This window comes from Bartonella grahamii ATCC 700132 (assembly GCF_000518085.1).
Lineage (GTDB): Bacteria > Pseudomonadota > Alphaproteobacteria > Rhizobiales > Rhizobiaceae > Bartonella > Bartonella grahamii.
This window is the reverse complement of record NZ_JACX01000011.1, coordinates 64,409-70,804: the sequence shown is the minus strand read 5'-3', so window position 1 is coordinate 70,804 and position 6,396 is coordinate 64,409. Positions and strand designations below refer to the sequence as shown.

General features: G+C 38.5%; 7 protein-coding genes. 2 read left to right on the top strand and 5 right to left on the bottom strand.

Annotation, left to right across the window (positions count from 1 at the left end; all coding sequences use genetic code 11):
* The first annotated feature begins 364 nt into the window (after window positions 1-364).
* Window positions 365-688 carry a hypothetical protein gene (locus U736_RS0105705; protein ID WP_015856879.1) on the top strand — a complete coding sequence of 108 codons (324 nt, stop codon included), beginning with the start codon at window positions 365-367 and terminating at the stop codon, window positions 686-688.
* A gap of 500 nt (window positions 689-1,188) precedes the next feature.
* On the opposite strand, the gene U736_RS0105700 is transcribed toward U736_RS0105705, so the two are convergent.
* From U736_RS0105700 to U736_RS0105670, 5 genes are all read right to left on the bottom strand, one after another.
* Window positions 1,189-2,349 (bottom strand): DUF6990 domain-containing protein, encoded by a 1,161-nt coding sequence (locus U736_RS0105700; protein WP_015856880.1) that lies wholly within the window; start codon window positions 2,347-2,349, stop codon window positions 1,189-1,191.
* A gap of 9 nt (window positions 2,350-2,358) precedes the next feature.
* Window positions 2,359-2,736 (bottom strand): hypothetical protein, encoded by a 378-nt coding sequence (locus U736_RS0105695; RefSeq protein WP_026500434.1) that lies wholly within the window; start codon window positions 2,734-2,736, stop codon window positions 2,359-2,361.
* 742 nt (window positions 2,737-3,478) lie between these two features.
* A complete protein-coding gene (locus tag U736_RS11015) occupies window positions 3,479-4,000 on the bottom strand; it encodes a hypothetical protein (protein WP_015856882.1) in 522 nt (173 codons plus the stop codon).
* Between the two features lie 272 nt (window positions 4,001-4,272).
* Window positions 4,273-4,830 (bottom strand): hypothetical protein, encoded by a 558-nt coding sequence (locus U736_RS0105675; RefSeq protein WP_026500432.1) that lies wholly within the window; start codon window positions 4,828-4,830, stop codon window positions 4,273-4,275.
* A gap of 59 nt (window positions 4,831-4,889) precedes the next feature.
* On the bottom strand, window positions 4,890-5,213 hold the full coding sequence (locus U736_RS0105670) for a hypothetical protein (protein ID WP_147269645.1): 324 nt from the start codon (window positions 5,211-5,213) through the stop codon (window positions 4,890-4,892).
* Window positions 5,214-5,830: 617 nt separating this feature from the next.
* Here U736_RS0105670 and U736_RS0105655 point away from each other — a divergent pair.
* Complete coding sequence (locus tag U736_RS0105655) at window positions 5,831-6,394, top strand: NADPH-dependent FMN reductase (RefSeq protein ID WP_026500430.1); 564 nt, start codon at window positions 5,831-5,833, stop codon at window positions 6,392-6,394.
* Window positions 6,395-6,396 lie beyond the last annotated feature (2 nt).

Below are 6,396 nucleotides of genomic sequence, written 5' to 3'. Positions count from 1 at the left end.
GCCCTCAAAAGAGTGCACCCTTCCCCTCAGGGGTTTGACTCAACTTTCATCGCATCTCATTCTTATGAACCCTCATTTTTACGAATCTTCGCTAAAAAGCACAAAAAGAAGTTTTCTAGCAACTATTGTATCACCCATCTTATGGGATTCCACTTGCCTACAGAGCTTTCAAACTTTTTTACACCCTCATACAATATGAATCTGAAAGAATTCTTTAAGGCAATTAAGGGTAAATTTTGTCAAAATGTAGACAAACTTTATTCTTTTTTATGACTGTTGTATTTTTACTATAGTTATTTAAATCGAATTTATGTATGATACGTATCGATATTTATTTATAGAAATAAATATAGGAGAAAAAACTATGAATATCAGATATTTTTTCATAGCGGGGGCAATTACAAGTGGTTTAGCTCTCGCGATTCAAAATTCTGATCGTATAGTCAATAAAGAACCCTCTCCTATTGTTGCACCTTATACTATTGAGAAAACAAATTTACAGTTTTTTAAACAAGTAAGGGACACATCGGATACATTGAATATACTGAGAGTCAGTAATAGAAGCGCCTCAGAACAAGCATCAATAAACGATATCTACGAGAAAGGAAAAAGTTTATTGAATGCAATAGCTGTTTTTTTAGGATCAATTATTATATATTTTATACAACTTGTTTCCACTAGAGTATAAGATACAAAAATTTCTTAAAATAAGGTTATATACATTTTGTGTATATTGTAAAATTTAAATAAAAAGGCCCTTTTTAAAAAGGGCCTTTTTTAGTTTAATTTTTCCGATGTTTTTATTTTTATTGGTTAAATATCACCGCCTTCAAAAATGACATTTTTTACTTGTCCCACATCTCAAATGACAAAGGCTCTCCTCTTAAGCTCCCCCCATAGCGCTTTAATCAATGGACTTCCCCTATAGCACTTGAATAAGCGATAATTTATGAGCATTTTCTAACAAAAAAGAGACCGCCTTTAAGAAGATAGCAGAATTTATAATCGATTTTTCTCCCCTATTCTTGAGGATCAAGCCCTTTTCAATCTATTTTTTAAAAGCTTGGCTATTATTCTCGATTTTTCGAGCACTTTATTTTGCTCTGGTAAGAAAGGTGTGAAAGCGCCTCAATCATGGCGCTTTTCTTCTTTCAAACTAAGGGTGCTTTTCTTCAACAGGAGAATAAACTAATCAATTTTTATATCCATAAATGCAGGTTCACCATCTTTAATATAAGTAATATCAGGAGCATGTTTTACCCCCTCTGCTTCAAACACGAACTGTTTATCACTCACATCAAATCCTTGTTCCCTTAATTCTTGTTTTTTCTCCTCGACTAATTTTTTATGAAAGTCTCGTTTTTGATTACACGTATTAGGGGATCTCACTCTGAAACGCTGATAGTCCATGGCTATAGACCACTTCTCAGCAACCCGTTCCAGCAGATCGTAACTAAACTTTCCTGCCCCTTTCACTTCTTGAGCGATCACCATCGCGCGTTCCAAATGAACTTTTTCAATGGTTTCATCAAAGCCAAGCTTTTCCCCTGCCGTAAAACTTTCGTCATAAGAAGCTAAAGTCTCAACATCGCCCAGCAAGGCAAGAGCAGCAAGATGCAGCAAAGCATAAGGTGCGAACTTTACTTCATCATCCGGTGCCCAAGATGAAGAGTCTTTTTCCCAAGGAGGAATACTATATTGAGAGCGAAACATTTCATGCAAAGAATCATCTTCCATTGTCCATTTTAAAGTTTTATCGAGTGCTTTCTTTAAAAGATGGGCGCTCACTTTTTCTTCAAAAATTTCCAATCCATTGGGTACAAAATTCATAAATACCGTTGGCACAACCCCAGAATTATGAGGATTAATCGTCTGACAAGCCGCAGCAAAAATACCACTCATAATTAAAAGTCCGCGATCAAAGGGCGAAAATTCTTCCACTCGTTTCTCATTATAGAGAAACTGCACTTCGCGATCTGGTAAAAAGAGAGTTGCCAAATAATCTCCTTTTCCCTCGATTTCCACCGACCATCCCAAGCTTTTTAAAAGCCCTGTTGCACTTTCTATCGTGAGAATTTCATCATCATCATAATCGGCAGAGAACTCTTTTTCCTTTAGTTGCAAACGCCTCTCCTGCACCACGGCTTCATCTTTCCAAAACTGCTGCGTTGCAAGATCATTTTCTTTAAGCACTCTTTCCAGCTCGCCTTTCACTTGGAAATTCATTTTCATCCGTTTGAAGACAGAGATATAAAGAGCTAAAACAAGCATGATAATGATCATGCAAATAACAATAAATACCCAGAATCCGGGATCCAAGACACGTACCGCTATAGGACCACTGTTCATTTTTCCCTCTCAGTCTTTACAAAGCCCGTGCGACAGAGAGCTTATGTGCTCTCCTACAGAGATTGCTTCTTCTAGTTTCTGAATATTTTTTCGCAACTCACCCGTCACTTTGGTGCGAAGCCGTAACATAACCGGAATAAAAATAATGACACAGACCGTTATGGCGACCGTCGTTTTAAAGAGAACGGCATGCACAACATATTGCCACCCTGTCAGCTGCCAATGTAATACACCTGGTATTTCTAGAACCATTCTCCAGATGATAATGACAACAGCAATAGCAAAGATAATTTTATAATCCTTTGCTGAAAGCAACGCTTGCTGGAGCGAAAAAGAATGCGCTCCTTTATGCGTTTCTTGCTCTGATGTCCAATTTTGCTCCTTCATGTATTCCCCTCTCACTCTTTGAAAAGACCCGTGCGATAGAGAGCTTATTTGCTATCACACAGAGATTGCCTCTTCTCGTTTCTGGATTTTTTTCCAAGTTACGCATTATGACGATGCAAAACCCAAATATCACCGGAATCAAGAAAAGTACACAGACCATTATGGTTTGCGTCATAATAAAAATAATAATATTCGTGGTACCACACTACCCCCTTACCTTCCTCACACCTCAAACAGTGACGATTTTCAAACCACGCCAATCTGTAACCGATAGTCACAATTCAGCTTTTTTCCAAAAAATTCTCCTGTTTTCAAGAAAATGACCCTGCAGCCCCACTTCAATAGGATTCATTTCAAAGCTTGAATGAACAAGGTACCTAAAAATACGAAAACAACCCATATACCGCGATCACCTGCTAGAAAAACCGTTCTTTTACTTGTCCCACATCTCAAACAATGAAGGAAATCCCAAGCGCTCACTCTAGGCTCTAAACCCCACGGCTCTTATTCCCTTTAATCAATAATGATCCATAATCGGCTTTTCTTCCCCTCAATGTCATCCTCAACACTGCTCCTTAGAGCAATGTTTACGGATAACCCATGAAAGAGCACCAAAACATATCAGAGGCAAAATGGTATAGAGAGCAATCCCTATAAAGGCTGAATCTCTTATAATTTCTTCATTATTTTTTCCCCTCTCATGACTTCTCAAACGCTGTATCCTGTTCTTGCAAGACGTTTTTCAGTTCTTTTTTAAGCAGCGATACGTCCTCACCTGCTTAAAGACACCATAATAAAGTTGTAAAATCCCCACGGGAATAGCAGCAACCCACACTGTCACGCACATAAGCACGAGAACAAATATCATGACAAGAATATCGTCCATTTTCGAGTTCACACTTTCTTTATACCAATCCTTTTGATCGGTTATTTTACCCCGTTGCTGGTTTATTTCTTTCAATTTTCGAATATTTTTTACCAACAAACGCCACAATATGATGCAGAGTATCAACATAACTGGAAACAAGACCCAAACACACACTGCAATAACTTGCCAAAACGCACACAGAGAGAGAAAAAGGGGTGTATCCTGCCACCCTGTCCATTCCCCATTGCTACCTAAGGATGAGAGAAAGACAATCCTGTTGCACAACTCAATAATGAGGGAGAGGAAACAAATGACAACATGCTCTCGCACAGAAAAATAATCTTTCCCAAAAAAATGGCGTAGTGCATTATAAAATGCTGAATTTTTCCCCTTCATTGCTCTTCCTTTTTTTTATGAAAAACGCATTTTTTTATCTCATGCTTGTTCTTTTAAGAAGCACTAAAAGTGCGATGCATGGCACTTCCCTTGTTTTCAACAAAAAACCCCGACTTTCTAAAAACGCAGTTGCTCTTCCAAATGATGAAGAGCAGCCTCCTCATTACAAACGAAAATAGGCTAGCTTCTTTGCCTGATGATTCTTCAACCATTCAATCCCCTCTTCTCTATGTCACGAGCTTCCAAACATTGTCTCTTCCCCCTCACGATAGCTACAAAAGCGCCTTATCGCGCTCTTTTCTTACGCGTTTCAATTCCCGTTTTACTCTACAATACGTTCTCACGCGCTTGAAAACAAAATAATAAAATTCCAAAATGATCATGACAAAACCCGCAGGAAAAAAGACTTCCAGCAGAAATATCAACCAAAGGTATGCGATAAAAAAACTGCTTATTTTTTCTCTATCCTTTTTTACTGGATTATTTTGTTGATCGGTTGTGTGACCCCGTTGCTGGATAGCCTCTTCTAACTGCTGAATCTTTTTTTTCAACAAATACGTTAAGATGAGATAAAGCACCAATAAAACAGGCATCAAGGCAACAACACACACCATGATAACTTCACGCAGCACAAAGAGCGCCAAAAGAGCGCTATCCTGCGATACACTCAACGACCACTTGGATTCTAATGGGATCAAAAGAGCTTTATGACCTATCCCAATAATGATAGAAATAAGACAAATGATAATATGATCTTTATAAGAACGAAATGATTTTCCAAAAACAACAGAGCACAGTTTGTTATAAAATGTGGAATTTTCCCCCTTCATTTGCTCTTCCTTTTTATACAACTGTTTGTCCTGACTTTTATAAGGACACGAACAATCTCTCAAGTAAAATTCCGTCCATTATCGTCAAACAGAATACCCCCAGAGAACAATCGTATTGTATATTTATGTTGCCAATACTTCAATTTTGCCAATTCACGTGCTTGTTTTAAAGAAACACCTCTCAACACTTCCAAACCAACGCGCGTCCACCCCATTTCATGAACAGCACCCATGAAGGAAATAACAATAGCGCCCTCATGAATATATCTCCTTACGATAAAATCTATCACCACCATTGTTTCAATAAAAAGTGTAATCCGGCGCCATTCACATACGCCGCCCACCGGCTCTACGATACCCATACCCCCTCCCCCTTGCGACAAGCCATACTCGTTCCTCTACGATTACCCATTTACCCTAGGCGCGCGCGCTCCTACAACAAACCCACACCCCCGCTCCTACAACAGCCATATCTAGCTCCTACGATAACCCTCATCACTTGAAAAAATAGAAGCATTTTTATTCTTTTCTCAATTGTTTTCCGCCCCCCACTTAAGATATGAAAAAAGGAACTTCCATTGATGCGCAAATGATCGCGCCATAAAAGCATTTGAAATCAGAAAATCTTACAACTCTCTTATTCCAATTAAAAAGGATCAATGATCATTATAAATCAAAATATGACGATATATTCCTTTTTTCATTGGGAATCTTGCAAGCTAATAGCTAAGAATATATTCATAAAAAACGCTTTTAAAACAATAAGACAGCCGCTACTTTTGAGATCAAGCGTTTTAATATTAATGAAAGCACTAACATTCTCTTCAAGTTTGAGGTGTTGTTTTGTCAACAATCTTGTTAGCATGGACTGATTCTATAACTATGCGGTATCATCACAATTGCTCTTTATGGACAGCATAATGGTACGCGCCATTTCACTCACAATTCTTTTTAAGCCTTGCGTTATAGGCTTTTCTGGAAAAGATAAAGGAGAATCCTATTGAATATAGCAATTATTTTGGGGTCTGTGCGTCAACCTTCATTAACAAGAACTTTAGCCAGTTATTTAGCGGATTGCCTCACGAAGCGGGGTGCATCACTTCATTGGGTTGATTTGCGTGAACAGCCCTTACCGATGACAGATCCAGATTATCATCAACAGGTTGAGGCTAATCCAAGTGCTGCGGTTCGCCAGTTTGTAAAAACCATTGCAGAGGCTGATGGTGTTATTTTAGCAAGCCCCGTTTATCAAGGGTCTTATTCGGGTGTTTTAAAGAATGCTCTTGATAATTTAGCTTATAATGCTTTTTTAAATAAACCTGTTGGGCTTATCTCTCATGGGAGTACCGCCCAAAAATGCGCACAACCGTGTGAGCATTTATTGCCGGTGGTGAGCACGCTTTATGGTTATGCACTCCAATGTCAAATCGCCTCTTCCCCCGAAGATTTTTCCTCAGATGATGACGGTCGTACTTGGAAAGTTATCAGTGAAGAGATACAAACACGTTGTGAAAGGCTTGCTGATGAAATGTGTACATTTTTAAAGCACCGTGGTGTGATTTAAAG